14 protein-coding genes, 1 pseudogene and 1 riboswitch are annotated in these 12387 nt (G+C 53.4%); of the genes and pseudogenes, 7 read left to right on the top strand and 8 right to left on the bottom strand.

All coding sequences use genetic code 11. The annotated features are described in order from the left end of the window. Window positions 1-18: 18 nt before the first annotated feature. The 4 genes from QQL62_RS05120 to QQL62_RS05105 all read left to right on the top strand — a co-directional run bounded on the left by QQL62_RS05120 (window position 19) and on the right by QQL62_RS05105 (window position 5017). The gene (locus QQL62_RS05120; protein WP_284376650.1) at window positions 19-702 is read left to right on the top strand and encodes a hypothetical protein; all 684 of its coding nucleotides are present in this window, start codon (window positions 19-21) and stop codon (window positions 700-702) included. Between the two features lie 37 nt (window positions 703-739). After that, entirely contained in the window at window positions 740-2056 is a 1317-nt protein-coding gene (locus QQL62_RS05115; RefSeq protein ID WP_284376648.1) for an outer membrane protein assembly factor BamB family protein, read from the top strand. Window positions 2057-2104: 48 nt separating this feature from the next. Beyond that, complete coding sequence (der, locus tag QQL62_RS05110; protein WP_284376646.1) at window positions 2105-3592, top strand: ribosome biogenesis GTPase Der; 1488 nt, start codon at window positions 2105-2107, stop codon at window positions 3590-3592. Between the two features lie 78 nt (window positions 3593-3670). Continuing rightward, window positions 3671-5017 carry a cytochrome-c peroxidase gene (locus QQL62_RS05105; protein WP_284376643.1) on the top strand — a complete coding sequence of 449 codons (1347 nt, stop codon included), beginning with the start codon at window positions 3671-3673 and terminating at the stop codon, window positions 5015-5017. Window positions 5018-5034: 17 nt separating this feature from the next. On the opposite strand, the gene QQL62_RS05100 is transcribed toward QQL62_RS05105, so the two are convergent. The 3 genes from QQL62_RS05100 to QQL62_RS05090 form a co-directional block, all read right to left on the bottom strand. Next, window positions 5035-6534 (bottom strand): replicative DNA helicase, encoded by a 1500-nt coding sequence (locus tag QQL62_RS05100; protein WP_284376641.1) that lies wholly within the window; start codon window positions 6532-6534, stop codon window positions 5035-5037. Window positions 6535-6624: 90 nt separating this feature from the next. Then, entirely contained in the window at window positions 6625-7668 is a 1044-nt protein-coding gene (gene pyrC, locus QQL62_RS05095) for a dihydroorotase (protein ID WP_284376640.1), read from the bottom strand. 89 nt (window positions 7669-7757) lie between these two features. Further along, entirely contained in the window at window positions 7758-7997 is a 240-nt protein-coding gene (locus QQL62_RS05090; protein WP_284376639.1) for a hypothetical protein, read from the bottom strand. A gap of 137 nt (window positions 7998-8134) precedes the next feature. After that, window positions 8135-8264, top strand: a riboswitch (FMN riboswitch). 60 nt (window positions 8265-8324) lie between these two features. On the opposite strand from QQL62_RS05090, the gene QQL62_RS05085 reads away from it, so the two are divergent. After that, window positions 8325-8762 (top strand): 6,7-dimethyl-8-ribityllumazine synthase, encoded by a 438-nt coding sequence (locus QQL62_RS05085; RefSeq protein WP_284376637.1) that lies wholly within the window; start codon window positions 8325-8327, stop codon window positions 8760-8762. On the opposite strand, the gene QQL62_RS05080 is transcribed toward QQL62_RS05085, so the two are convergent. From QQL62_RS05080 to ccmA, 5 genes are all read right to left on the bottom strand, one after another. Next, the gene (locus QQL62_RS05080; RefSeq protein WP_284376634.1) at window positions 8759-9283 is read right to left on the bottom strand and encodes a DsbE family thiol:disulfide interchange protein; all 525 of its coding nucleotides are present in this window, start codon (window positions 9281-9283) and stop codon (window positions 8759-8761) included. The genes QQL62_RS05085 and QQL62_RS05080 overlap by 4 nt on opposite strands. Beyond that, the gene (ccmD, locus tag QQL62_RS05075; protein WP_284376632.1) at window positions 9276-9440 is read right to left on the bottom strand and encodes a heme exporter protein CcmD; all 165 of its coding nucleotides are present in this window, start codon (window positions 9438-9440) and stop codon (window positions 9276-9278) included. Before ccmD ends, QQL62_RS05080 begins: the two co-directional genes overlap by 8 nt. Further along, window positions 9437-10162 carry a heme ABC transporter permease gene (locus tag QQL62_RS05070; protein ID WP_284376630.1) on the bottom strand — a complete coding sequence of 242 codons (726 nt, stop codon included), beginning with the start codon at window positions 10160-10162 and terminating at the stop codon, window positions 9437-9439. The genes ccmD and QQL62_RS05070 overlap by 4 nt, the downstream gene beginning before the upstream one ends. Window positions 10163-10230: 68 nt before the next feature. Further along, window positions 10231-10881 carry a heme exporter protein CcmB gene (gene ccmB / locus QQL62_RS05065; RefSeq protein ID WP_284376628.1) on the bottom strand — a complete coding sequence of 217 codons (651 nt, stop codon included), beginning with the start codon at window positions 10879-10881 and terminating at the stop codon, window positions 10231-10233. Then, the gene (gene ccmA, locus QQL62_RS05060; RefSeq protein ID WP_284376626.1) at window positions 10878-11483 is read right to left on the bottom strand and encodes a heme ABC exporter ATP-binding protein CcmA; all 606 of its coding nucleotides are present in this window, start codon (window positions 11481-11483) and stop codon (window positions 10878-10880) included. Before ccmA ends, ccmB begins: the two co-directional genes overlap by 4 nt. A 170-nt stretch (window positions 11484-11653) precedes the next feature. Here ccmA and QQL62_RS05055 point away from each other — a divergent pair. Both QQL62_RS05055 and QQL62_RS05050 read left to right on the top strand, forming a co-directional pair. Then, window positions 11654-12109: pseudogene (locus QQL62_RS05055) on the top strand (aconitase family protein); the annotation flags it as partial. Further along, a complete protein-coding gene (locus QQL62_RS05050) occupies window positions 12109-12309 on the top strand; it encodes a hypothetical protein (RefSeq protein ID WP_284377208.1) in 201 nt (66 codons plus the stop codon). The pseudogene QQL62_RS05055 and the gene QQL62_RS05050, both read left to right, overlap by 1 nt. Window positions 12310-12387 lie beyond the last annotated feature (78 nt).

The raw sequence follows: 12387 nt of genomic DNA, 5'->3' as shown, positions 1-12387 counted from the left end.
ACACCAACGGAGACCGCTGTGAGCAATACCGAGAGTTTTATCGACGAAGTCAGCGAAGAAGTTCGCAAAGATCAGCTGTTTGCACTGTATAAAAAATATGGCTGGATCGCGGGAGCTGTGATCGCATTAATTGTGGGCGGCGCTGGTTATTTAGAATGGGATAAATCGCGTAAACAAACCGTGGCGCAACAGCGCGGCGATGGGTTGGTTGCGGCACTGGATCTGGAAACACCAGAGGCCCGTAGTGCTGGGTTGGCCGAGATCGTTTCACACAAAGGGGGCGAAGCAACGCTTGCGTCTTTGTTGCAGGCGGCGGTTCTACTGGAGCAGGATGACGAGGCGGCGGCCCTAGAAATTTATGATCGTTTAGCATCAGGCGATGATCCGATTTATGCCCAAATCTCTAGCCTGAAGGCGTTAATGATCCGTGGATCTGATATCTCGGCCGAAGAGCGCCTAGCTGCGCTGGATTTATTGGCCGCACCTGAGGCGCCCTTTCGCAATCTAGCACTCGAGCAAAAGGCGATTGCATTATTGGATGCGGGACGTCAGGACGAAGGGATTGCGGCATTGGTCAATCTGCTTGATGAGCCATTGATTACCGCGAATCAACAGAATCGTGTGCAACAGATGATCGTGGCGCTGGGGGGGGAGTTACCATCGCGTGCCAGTCTTGTACCCACAACGGAACACGACCAATAAGATCGCGCCCCGGTTGAGATTGATAAAAGGATATATCATGCATCTAAAATTTCTCACTCTGCTTGGTCTGGGGCTGGGCCTTTTGGCCGCCTGTGGCGAAAAAGAAGAAATTTTAGCAGGTGAGCGCCTGGGATTGCGTGATGGTCAGGATCCACAGGCGATTGAAATCATGGATCAGCCGCCCGCATTGGTCTTGCCCGCGGCCACCACCAATAACCAATGGACACATCGTAACGGCAATGCCCAGCATGCCTTGCATCACCCAAGCTTGGGGCGCCAATTACAGAAAATCTGGGCCGTGGATATCGGCGCGGGCAATCGCAATGGCCAACGGATCAGCGCTGATCCGATTGTCTCGGGTGGGCGGATTTTTACAATGGATTCCAGCGATACCGTCACGGCGGTGTCCTTGGGTGGTCAAATATTGTGGAAGCAATCGGTATCGATCGAAATCAGCAGCAAAGGGCGCGAACGGCTAGCCGCATCTGGCGGTGGATTGGCCATAGCTGGCGATAATTTGGCTGTAACCACCGCCGACGGCGAGGTTTTGTTGTTAGAGGCCAAATCTGGGGATATTCGCTGGCGTCAACGGGTATCGGCCTCTATCGGGTCTGCGCCCGTGATGAGTGGCAATGTGGTTGTGGCCGTTGCGCGCGATAACAAGGCTTACGGGTTGGCTCTGCGCAATGGGCGCATCCTGTGGCAACAGAGCTCGGGTGCCAGCGGCGCGGCGGTTCTAGGCACGGGCACCCCTGCCATTGCGGATCGTTCCGCCATCATTGCCTATAGCAGTGGCGAGGTTGTCTCGCTGGATCTAAATACCGGTGCTGGGCAGTGGAATCAGGCCATATCAGGGCGGCGCGTCGGCCATTCCAAAAGCAGTATAGTTGCCGTTTCTGGTGATCCGGTGGTACAGGGAAACACGCTTTATGCGGGGACCTATTCTGGGCGGCTGGTATCCATCGACCGCACCGCGGGCACACGCAACTGGACAGTGAAAGAAGGCGCCGTGGGGCCGGTATGGCCTGCGGGGAATTCATTGTTTGTGGTGACTGACGAGCTGAAGTTAAAGCGCCTGAATGCGGCGAACGGTGCGCAGGTTTGGGATGTCGATTTACCATTGTTTAAATCCGTTAAGAGATTCAAGGGCAATTATGGCCACTACGGCCCTGTTTTGGCGGGGGGTATTCTATATGTTGCCGGTAGCGATGGCGTCATTCGCGGGTTTGATCCAGCAAATGGGCAATTGGTTTCGACCATAGAGTTGCCCGGCGGTGCCGCATCACAGGTTGTGGTGGCGGCTGGTCGGATGTATGTGATATCGACCAAAGGGCAACTGATCGCTTTTCAATAGGGTTTTTATCCGTTATGGGGGGCGACTTATATCAAAGGTCGCGGATCCATGAGCTTCACACTTGCAATTGTTGGACGTCCCAATGTGGGAAAATCAACCCTGTTTAATCGTCTTGTCGGGCGCCGTTTGGCGCTGGTGGATGATCAGCCGGGGGTTACGCGCGACCTGCGCGAGGGTGATGCCAAGCTGGGGCCGATCAAATTCACCATCATTGATACCGCTGGATTAGAAGAGGCCACGGATGAATCCCTACAGGGGCGCATGCGTATGTTGACCGAGCGCGCGGTTGATATGGCCGATGTGTGTTTGTTTATGATTGATGCGCGTTCTGGGGTTTTACCTGCGGATCGTGTGTTTGCGGAAATTTTGCGCAAGAAATCGGCGCGCGTTATTTTGGTGGCCAACAAGGCAGAGGGCAATGCCGGTGAGACAGGCTATTACGATGCCTTTAGTCTGGGCTTGGGTGAACCTATTCGTCTGTCTGGCGAACACGGCGAGGGTATGATTGACCTACAAGAGGTCTTGATGCCGATTTCAAAAGAATTTGAAAGCCGTCAGATCGAACCGGAAACGGACGTGGTCATCGAGGCGTTGGACGATGATGATGACGGCGAAGAGATCACCTTTAGCAAAAGCCGACCGCTGCAATTATCGGTGGTTGGGCGCCCGAATGCGGGTAAATCCACACTGATCAACCAGATTCTGGGCGAAGACCGCATGTTAACCGGCCCAGAGGCGGGGATTACGCGTGACAGTATTTCCATCAACCACGAATGGGATGGGGTTCCTATGCGTTTGTGGGATACCGCAGGTATGCGTAAAAAGGCCAAAGTGCAGGAAAAACTAGAGAAGCTATCGGTGTCTGATGGATTGCGGGCGGTTAAATTCTCTGAGGTCGTTGTGATCCTGCTGGATGCAGAGATCCCGTTCGAGCAACAGGATTTGCGCATTGCTGATCTGGCCGAGCGCGAGGGGCGCGCGGTAGTCGTAGCGGTCAATAAATGGGATATCGAAAACGAGAAGCAAGAAAAGCTGAAAGACATCCGCGAGAAGTTCACCCGCCTGTTGCCACAATTGCGCGGAGCGCCTTTGGTTACCATCTCTGCCAAAACGGGGCGGGGTATGGATCGATTACATGCCGCGATCCTTCAGGCCCATAAAATATGGAACCGCCGGATATCCACCAGCGCCCTGAACCGCTGGCTGATTGATATGCTGGATGCGCATCCACCGCCCGCACCGGGTGGGCGACGCATTCGATTGCGCTATATGACACAGGTGAAAACCCGTCCGCCCAGCTTCGTGATCATGTGCTCTCATCCTGATCTTTTGCCCACCAGCTATTCGCGTTATTTGGTGAATGGTATGCGCGAAGATTTCGACATGCCCGGCACGCCGATTCGGGTGTTCATGCGCAGTCAGTCGGATAAAAATCCCTATGCCGATAAAAAAGAGAAAAAAGTGACCAAGCTGAACAAGCACCTAGAGGGGCGCTACCGCAAGTCTGCTGGGCGTGGGGTAAAGCCGAAAAAATAACATCGATGCTGTGCAATGATTTGAACCCGGTTGCGATTTTTGCTATGCGGGGCGGGAACAAATTTTTGCGAGTTATTGATGCCCGATTTTTTCAAACGCTTTGGTTTTGGCCTATTGCTTGGCGCTACATTCATTTACCTGCTTGGCTTTAGTTATTTCGCGCCTAAGGTGGAAAATAGCCCCGAGTCTGCCCCCCAGCCTCAGGTCGATATCGCCGAGGTTCAGGTCTCGCTTGGGCGTAATTTGTTCTTTGACCCGATTCTCAGCGGCAGCAAAGAGATTTCTTGTGCCACCTGCCATGGGCTTGGTACCGGTAGCTCAGATGGTCTATCGCTGGGCTTTGGTGATGGGGCGGTGGGTGTTGGGATGCAACGCCGTGTTCTGGATGGAAATATCCCCAAGCAGCGCATCCCGCGCAATGCGCCCGCACTTTACAATCTAGCCGATCCGGAATTTAGCGTTGTGTTCCATGATGGACGTCTGTCTATCGATGAAACCAGTGTAAGCGGATTTAACCACCCCCTTGGTGCTGCGATGCCTGCGGGCGTTCAGGGCATCGCCGCTGCACAGGCCTTTTTGCCGGTATTGGCAGAGGATGAAATGGCCGGACACGATGATGAGAACGAGATCTCTCGTGCGCTGCGGCCCGGCACCCCTGAGTCTAAACTTGCGGCGCTGCAAATCTTGGCAGACCGCGTGCAGGGCATCAAAGAATATGCTGATGGCTTCGCTAAGGTAAATGGCGAGATGCGTGATTTGTCCTATGTAGATATAGCCAATGCTATTGGGGCCTATATTGAGTTTGAATTTCGCGCAGATAACAGCCCCTTTGATCACTATATTCAAGGCGAGGCGGTCTTTAACGAGGCCGAGTATCGCGGATTTCAGCTGTTTTATGGCGAAGCGGGGTGCTCGGACTGTCACAGTGGTGCCTATCAGACAGACCATAAATTCCATGCCATTGCCATGCCACAGTTTGGCCCGGGTAAAGGGCAGGGCATGACCCTTCAGGCGGATTTAGGCCGTGGGGGGATTACGAGGCAAGAGATTGATAACTATCGCTTTTTAACCCCCAGTTTACGCAACATTGCCCTGACGGCGCCCTATGGGCATACGGGCGCGTATTCCACTCTTCAGGGGATTATACGTCACCACCTTGATCCCGTAACCGCCTTTCGCAATTATCAGCCAAACGAGGCCCGTATGGTGGATCTAGAGGGGGCAGGGGATTGGCGCGTTATGGAGCATCTGTGGGATTCCAATGCCATTGCCATGGCCAACGAGCTGGGCACAACAGAGCTGAGTGATACGGATGTGAACAGCATCGAGGCCTTTTTACATACGCTTACCGATCCGATCAGCCAGATTTCTCGGCTGGGCGCACCGGTTGTGGTGCCCAGTGGATTGCCGATTAATTTGAAATAGTCGAACGGGCCAAGGGATTAAAAACCTTGGTCGTCTTGGCCCTGTTGCCATTTCTGTACCAGATTACCAAAGCGGGTGAAGCGCCCTTCGAATGATAGATCAACTGTGCCGATGGGGCCGTGGCGTTGCTTACCAATGATTACCTCGGCCTTGCCGTGTAGGGCCTCCATCTCTTCCTGCCAGCCCACCATCTTTTCGGCCTCGTGGTCACCTGGTTTCTCACGCTCCTTATAGTATTCCTCGCGGAACACGAACATCACCACATCCGCGTCCTGCTCGATCGAACCGGATTCGCGCAGGTCTGATAATTGCGGGCGTTTGTCTTCGCGGCTTTCTACTGCACGCGACAGCTGAGATAGGGCAATCACGGGAATATCCAATTCCTTGGCGATGGCCTTCATGCCTTGGGTGATTTCGGATACTTCATTTACGCGGCTGTCTTTGGCCGATGCTGGGCGTACCAGTTGCAGATAGTCGATAATCAACACATCTAAACCATGGGTGCGTTTGAGGCGTCGCGCACGTGCTGCCAGCTGGCTTATCGGCAGGGCGGGCGTGTCATCGATAAACAGCGGGCAATTTTCCAAATCCTTCGCGGCCTGTACAAAACGGCGAAACTCATCCTCGGTCATGTCACCAGAGCGGATTTGGTTCGAGGGCACTTCGGAGGCCTCCGATAGGATACGCCCCGCCAGCTGTTCTGCGGACATCTCTAGCGAGTAAAACCCGACCACGCCGCCATCTACCGCGCCATCTGACCCATCGGGCAGGCGGCCCAGCTTATAGGCCTTGGCGATATTAAAGGCGATATTAGTGGCCAGAGATGTTTTGCCCATCGAGGGGCGCCCCGCAAGAATGAGCAAATCAGAGCGGTGCAGGCCACCCAGCTTTTTATCCATATCATCAAGGCCTGTTGAAATCCCCGCCATGCCACCATCGCGTTGATAGGCTGTGTTGGCCACATTCACCGCATCCGTCACAGCCTTTAGGAAACTTTGAAATCCGCTTTCGACTTGGCCTTGCTCGGATAGAGCATAGAGGCGCTGTTCGGCCTCGACGATTTGCTCTGATGGTTCAGAGGACAGATCAACCGATCCCGCCTTATCTGAAATTTCATCACCAATTGCAATCAGATCACGGCGGATCGCCATATCGTAAATCATCTGCGCATAGTCTTTGGCCGCAAAGACCGAAACCGAGGCCCCCGCAAGGCGCGCCAGATAGGCAGGGCCGCCCAATTCAGCCAGACCTTCATCATCCTCGAAAAACGCCTTGATGGTTACGGGTGAGGCCAGCGCATTTTTCTGAATTCGGATCGAGATCGTTTCAAACAGGCGCTGGTGTACAGGGTCGAAGAAATGGATATCCTTGACGATGCTGGTGATTTTATCAAACACATCATTGTTCACCAGCAATGCCCCCAGCAATGCCTGTTCTGCCTCGATGTTATGGGGCAGGGCAGTTGCTTTGGTTGCTTCGGCCGGTAGGGCTGCATTCACTGGAGAAATTTCGTTCATAGGATGACCCATTTCTGATTGCTGGAGCAAGGATGCCATAATGTGGCAGAAAAATCTATCTGGATAAAATTGGGGGTAAGTTGTGGATAACTAGCCCACCCGCCAGTGCAAAGGCACCAGAGGGTTAAATACAGTAACACTCCCAGCATCGGTTGCGATAGTCTCGGGATAGTCCACGGGCGTATCTTGGCGGGTTAGAGTGATGGTATCGCTGTTGGCGGGCAGACCGTAATGCGCAGGCCCGTGCAGAGATGCAAAGCCCTCTAGCTTATCCAGCGCGCCTTCGTCTTCGAATACCTGTGCAAGGCAGGATATGGTATTGGTGGCGGTGAAACATCCCGCGCAGCCGCAGGCGGCCTCTTTGGTGGGATCAGCATGGGGGGCGCTATCTGTGCCAAGGAAAAAACGAGAATCTCCAGATGTGGCCACGGCGCGCAAGGCTTGGCGGTGTTCTTCGCGTTTCACGATCGGCAGGCAGTAGTAATGCGGGCGGATCCCGCCAACCAGCATATCGTTGCGATTGATCATCAGGTGATGGGTGGTGATGGTGGCGCCGTGGTTTTTATCCTGCGACAACACGTAATCCACCATGTTTTTGGTGGTGATATGCTCGGATGTGATGTTCAGCTCTGGTAGGGCACGGCGCAGGGGGTCAAGGGTGGTGTCGATAAAGGCCGCCTCTCGGTCAAAAATATCAACGCTGTGATCGGTGGATTCGCCGTGAATACATAGGGTTAGCCCTATCTCGGCCATGGTTTCCAGCACGGGCATTACGTTCTTGATATCGGTCACACCGCTGTCGGAATTGGTGGTGGCACCTGCGGGGTAGTACTTTACCGCATTCACAACACCGTCCGCAAACGCGGCGCGCACATCGCTGGGATCGGTTCTATCTGTTAGGTACAGGGTCATCAGCGGCGTAAATCCAGATCCCTCTGGGCGCGCCGCTAAAATGCGATCGCGGTAGGCGCGGGCATCATCGGCGCTGACCACGGGGGGGATCAAGTTTGGCATGATGATCGCGCGGCCAAAATGGCGGGCCGTTTCGGGCAAAATACCACGCAGCATATCGCCGTCGCGCAGGTGCAAATGCCAATCATCTGGGCGGGTAATTGTGATGGTTTGATCTGACATGGGGCACCTCATTACTTTGGTTTTGGGTATCGCAAATGGGGCTGGGGGGCAATGGGCTGTTTGAATACAGAATGATCAGGGCTCAGCGGTTAGTGGAATTTTTTTCGGCGCAATCGCTTGATAAGCACCAAGGTGATAATTGCTACAAGGATCGCACCGGATAGCCAGAACAATCCTGATTGTTCATGATAAATCACCCCATGCTCATGATCGAAACAACGCCCTTGTGCATTGAAACAGTCACGCTTCCTAAAGTAGTGCAGATAAAATAGCGACAGGAAGATCGCGGTGATGATCGTCGATAGGGCAATACTCAAACGGAGCAACATCAAAAAACCTTTGAACCAATAGGTCTAATCAAGTTGCCAGTGTTAGTTCGACAAAACAAGAGGCTTAAAATCTAGTTTTTTACGCGACGGCAATCCTAAATTCCGCTTTCACCACATATTTTTTCAAGCTATATTCGGCGCATTCTCAGGGCGGGGTGTAATTCCCCACCGGCGGTGATAGCCCGCGAGCGCCCTCATTGTGAGGGGTCAGCAGACAAGGTGAAATCCCTTGGCCGACAGTGATAGTCTGGATGGTAGAGAATGGGCAGATGGCGCAATCCGTCTGTCTTTCGCTCTGGGTTTTGTCTGTAAGAAGGAGACCCAAATATGACAAAACCCCTTAAAATAGCATTCGTAAAGGCCCGTTGGCATGCACCGATTGTGGATCAAACTCAGATAGGGTTTGAAGAGGAAATGCAAAAGGCCGAGCGCCGTTGCGATGTAAAAGAAATCCATGTGCCAGGAGCGCTGGAAATGCCGTTGGTGGCCAAAAAACTGGCAGAGACCGGAAAATACGACGGTATTGTCTGTGCCGCGCTGGTGGTGAATGGCGGTATTTACCGCCACGAATTTGTGGCACAGGCGGTGGTTGATGGGCTGGTGCGCGCAGGAATGGATACAGGCGTGCCTGTTTATTCCGTATCCCTGACGCCGCATGAATTCCAGGAGACGCCAGATCACATCGAATTTTATACCAAACATTTTGTCAAAAAGGGCGCCGAGGCAGCGCGCGCCGTTTTGGCCATGGATGCGATAGAGTATTAATTCGCCAGCAGCGGCAGAATTGTGTCATTCATCACGCGGGTCGTAACGGGGCCCGCGTGACGATACAAAACTCGACCATCGGGGCCGATAACAAAGGTTTCTGGAACTCCGTATAATCCCCAGTCCAGCCCCGTTCGCCCTGCATCTGCGCCAATCTTGGCATAGGGGTTGCCCAGTGAATTCAGGAATTGATTGGCCTGCTCTGCTTTGTCTTTATAATTGATCCCGTATATCGCTATACCCATATCGGCGAGGGCTTGAATATTGGGATGTTCCACACGGCAAGGCGCACACCAGCTGGCCCAGAAGTTTACAATCTTCACCTCTGATTTTTGCAAATCATCCTGCGTGAGCATGGCATGGCCGGCAAGTGGCGTTGTGGTTAGCGTCGGTGCCGGGCGTCCGATCATTTGACTGGGCAGATCATTCGGGTTTTCGCGTTGCAAGCCCACGAACATCATCACAGCAAGGCCGATGAATATAACCGGCGGTAACAGGTATAGAGGATTGATTTTAGGCATTCTCGTTGGCCTTCGCGTTGCGGGCTTCTTCGGCCAACAGGGCCTTCTTGGCGGATTTGGATTGTGCAAATGTGATCCAGATCAATAGCGCCAACAGCAAGATAGAAACTGCATAAGAAACCAGTACAGTTTCGCTATATTTCCCAAGATCAATCATTGGCTAGTCCTTTTTTGTAACGCAGATAGGCGGCGTAAGCGGATCTCTGTACGTGTACGGATCAAAACTAGGGTGATAAACAACAGACCCATCCCGAGCATGCAAATAACCAGCGGAAAGTAGAACGCGTTGTCGACATGTTGCTCTTTATCCAGCGAGAGTGAGGCTCCTTGGTGCAGGCCCTGAGACCAGAAATTCACTGCATAGCGTGACAGCAAGGCAAAGACAGACCCAACCATGCAAAGGATTGAGGTCAGGTCTGCAGCCAAATCCGTATCCTCGATCGCGCGCCACAGCGCCATATAACCAAGATAAAACACCAGTAAAATCATAAAAGAGGTCAGGCGGGGATCCCATGCCCAATAGGTTCCCCACATAGGCTTGCCCCAAATTGCACCGGTGGCCAGTGCGATCAAGGTCATGGTGATGCCTATTGGCGCCGCCGCCTTGGCCGCTAGGGCGGATACATGGTGGCGGCGCACCAGCCAAATCAAAGACGCCACCAGCATCATCAGCCATGCATTAATCGCCATCAAGGCAGTGGGCACATGCAGGAATATGATTTTGACTGTAGAGCCTTGCTTGTAATCATCTGGGGTAAAGAAAAAGCCCCAGATCAGCCCGCTCAGCAACAGCACTGCGCTGGCACAGGCAAGGGCTGGCAATACCCGCGTGCTAAGCGCCATAAACTTGGCTGGATTTGCGTATTCCCATAAAGACATTGGGCAAGGTTTCCTGTTTTGTTAGTCGTGGCATAGAATGAAGGGACCGTTGGGTCAATGCGGCGAATTTATCGCAAATTCGCGCGCAGTGCCAGTGCGCTAACCGCGGGTATGAAGACCACACAGCATAGTGATAATGCCGCCAAAAGTGCCAGCATGATTCCAGGCTCTGCTGTGCCCACCGCCACCGATTGTGCCCCAAGGATCAGCGTGGGGATATAAAGCGGCATCACCAGCAACGATAATAACAAGCCCCCCCGCTTTACCCCCACAGTCAGGGCCGCCCCAAAGGCCCCGATAAATGATAGTGCTGGCGTGCCACAGAGCAAAGAGAGCAAAACCAGCCCATATTGTGCAGGCGGCAGATTTAACAGATACCCCAACGGCAAGGATATCATCGTTAGGGGCAGGCCGGTGGTGATCCAATGGGCGGTGGCCTTGGATAACACAATCCCCGACAGCGGAATGGGCGAGGTCGCCAGAGCCTCGAGGGTGCCATCCTCCCAATCGAGTTGGAAAATCCGATCCAGAGACAGGATGCAGGACAACAATGCCCCGATCCACAGCATGCCCGGCGCGATCCGCGCCAAGAGTTCTAGGTTCGCACCAATCCCAAAGGGGACAAACATCACCAGCACCAAAAAAAACGCCAACGTTAGGCCAAATCCCCCACCGGATCGTAGGGCCAATTGAACATCGCGCAAAATAATCGGGATCATGTGAAATCCCCACTCAAGAAGGGATCGGCCTCTTGCGAGCTTGCCTTAAACTGGGTGATATCAAGGATTTGTGCCTGTGGTAGGGCAAGATCAATATGGGTGGATAGGATACAGGCCCCCCCGCGGGCAGAGTGATCCGCGATCAGGGCAACCAATCGATCCGTGCTGGCCGTATCCAGTGAAACGGTCGGTTCATCCAATAGCCAGACCTTTGCCCCCGAGAGAACAACACGGGCCAGACCCAAGCGTCGCTTTTGCCCTGCCGATAGACGCCCAGCTGGGCGCTCGATTAGGTCAGACAGTTCAAAATTCTCGATGATCGCCGGATCAAGCGCCTTAGAATAAACCCCCGCCCAAAACCGAAGGTTCTCCCCCACGGTTAGTGTGGCTTTGATGGCATCTAAATGACCGCTGAAAACAATCTCCTCGGTGTCTAGGCCCTGGGTATCAGAGCCCAACCCTGCCAAATGGCGCAACAGGGTTGTTTTGCCCGATCCATTTGGCCCGCGCAGAACGGTGATCATACCTGAATGCAGTTCTAAATTTACACCCTGTAAAATAGGCGTACTTGCACGTCTACAGGTTAGGCTTTCAATTTTCATCAATAGGCTCATGGGCTGGGCATAGCCTAATCCGCACCCTAAAGGAAGCCTGACGACAGTGCTTTGCCTGAGGCCCGCATCTATGTATTCCCAAGGCGGATTTCTTGCCTGAGAAGGGGGTATCGCTTATAGAAGGCGCAATATAACCCTTTTAATATTGTCGATCCAACATGACTGTGACTGTCAGACAAGACACAAATAGAACCCGCAGAACGCTTCAGGTTGGCGAGAGGGCGCTAGATTTTACCCGATCCCTGCTGCTCAGGCGGCGGGATTAGAGGATTTCTCAAAACCGCCGGCGGTGCTACGGGTGATATTGGAAAACATAGTGCGCTTCGAGGACGGTGGTAGGACAATTTCCTCCGAGGATATCAAGGCCTTTGGCACATGAGTCGCACAGGCGGGAATAACCCGCGTGAAATTGCCTATCCTAGTAAATTGGTGGGCACCGATAGCCATACGACAATGGTGAACTGCGTCTTTGTGCAAGGCTGGGGGGGAGTAGGGGTATCGAGGCCGATCCCTAAGGTCTTTGGATTTGAGCTGCCGGTGAGATGACCGAGGGAACAATCGGCACCGATTTGGTTCTTAAGGATGTAGAGAAGTTGCACGCCACGGCCGTGTTGTGGCTGATGCAATTGCGGGCACCTTGGATATCAATCTTACCTGCGATCCCATGGGCCAAAATGACAATGGCAAGGATGTGTTCCTGCGCGATATTTGGGGGCGAGCGATATGGCGCGGGATCATCGCGCGAATTTGGTGGGTATGGGTGTTGCTTCATTTGAATTCCCTAAGGGGGATACGCGCAATTCTCTTGGCCTAACGGGCGAGGAGATCGCGACTATTTCTGGGCAAGAGGGAACGCTGAAGCCGCAATCAATTACCCTCTGTACTATCACCT

The organism is Amylibacter marinus (genome assembly GCF_030160015.1).
GTDB lineage: Bacteria > Pseudomonadota > Alphaproteobacteria > Rhodobacterales > Rhodobacteraceae > Amylibacter > Amylibacter marinus.
Note: the sequence above shows the minus strand (reverse complement) of the source record. Positions and strands in the feature narration are given on the sequence as shown.

Bases quoted from the DNA above. Each gene is read 5' to 3' on its own strand.
- QQL62_RS05115 (WP_284376648.1), top strand. From the start codon at position 740: ATGCATCTAAAATTTCTCACTCTGCTTGGTCTGGGGCTGGGCCTTTTG.
- der (WP_284376646.1), top strand. From the start codon at position 2,105: ATGAGCTTCACACTTGCAATTGTTGGACGTCCCAATGTGGGAAAATCA.
- QQL62_RS05105 (WP_284376643.1), top strand. From the start codon at position 3,671: ATGCCCGATTTTTTCAAACGCTTTGGTTTTGGCCTATTGCTTGGCGCT.
- QQL62_RS05100 (WP_284376641.1), bottom strand. From the start codon at position 6,534: ATGAACGAAATTTCTCCAGTGAATGCAGCCCTACCGGCCGAAGCAACC.
- pyrC (WP_284376640.1), bottom strand. From the start codon at position 7,668: ATGTCAGATCAAACCATCACAATTACCCGCCCAGATGATTGGCATTTG.
- QQL62_RS05090 (WP_284376639.1), bottom strand. From the start codon at position 7,997: ATGTTGCTCCGTTTGAGTATTGCCCTATCGACGATCATCACCGCGATC.
- QQL62_RS05085 (WP_284376637.1), top strand. From the start codon at position 8,325: ATGACAAAACCCCTTAAAATAGCATTCGTAAAGGCCCGTTGGCATGCA.
- QQL62_RS05080 (WP_284376634.1), bottom strand. From the start codon at position 9,283: ATGCCTAAAATCAATCCTCTATACCTGTTACCGCCGGTTATATTCATC.
- ccmD (WP_284376632.1), bottom strand. From the start codon at position 9,440: ATGATTGATCTTGGGAAATATAGCGAAACTGTACTGGTTTCTTATGCA.
- QQL62_RS05070 (WP_284376630.1), bottom strand. From the start codon at position 10,162: ATGTCTTTATGGGAATACGCAAATCCAGCCAAGTTTATGGCGCTTAGC.
- ccmB (WP_284376628.1), bottom strand. From the start codon at position 10,881: ATGATCCCGATTATTTTGCGCGATGTTCAATTGGCCCTACGATCCGGT.
- ccmA (WP_284376626.1), bottom strand. From the start codon at position 11,483: ATGAAAATTGAAAGCCTAACCTGTAGACGTGCAAGTACGCCTATTTTA.